The organism is Serratia sp. HNCC26DJ244 (assembly GCF_057180565.1).
Genome location: NZ_JBXUGO010000125.1, coordinates 1 through 413, shown reverse-complemented (window position 1 = coordinate 413; position 413 = coordinate 1). Strand labels below are relative to the sequence as shown.

Here is a 413-nt window from a genome sequence, read left to right as displayed (position 1 = left end):
CATTATCGATGACCGTACCCAGCACCGGTGGTGCCGGTGGGACTGTACTGACGGTAATACTGTAAGCCGGTGACTTATCGGTGGTATTACCCACCGCATCGCGCTCTGTTGCGGTCAACACCACCACACCATCCGCAAGCGGCAGGTTCGGCTGCATCGACCAGGAGAGATCACTCTTCACAACCGCCGAGCCAATAATTTCGTTGCCACGGTATACCGTAATGATATTCCCCGCTTCCGCACCGGTCCCACTGATGGTTGGACGTCTGTCGTCAGTGGTGTCACCTGAGTCCACATTACCGGTCAAGCCACCCACCTGGTCGTCCACCCCGGTGATCGCCACTTTGCTGGCATCCGGCGCGCTGAAGTCCAGCGTCAGGGTAAAGGTTGTCGATTGTTGGCTGACGTTACCG

General features: G+C 57.6%; 1 protein-coding gene. It reads right to left on the bottom strand.

Going from position 1 to position 413, the window contains the following annotated elements; all coding sequences use genetic code 11:
- On the bottom strand, positions 1-413 hold a 413-nt coding region (locus AC2A06_RS18895; RefSeq protein ID WP_484381303.1), incomplete at both ends, for an Ig-like domain-containing protein.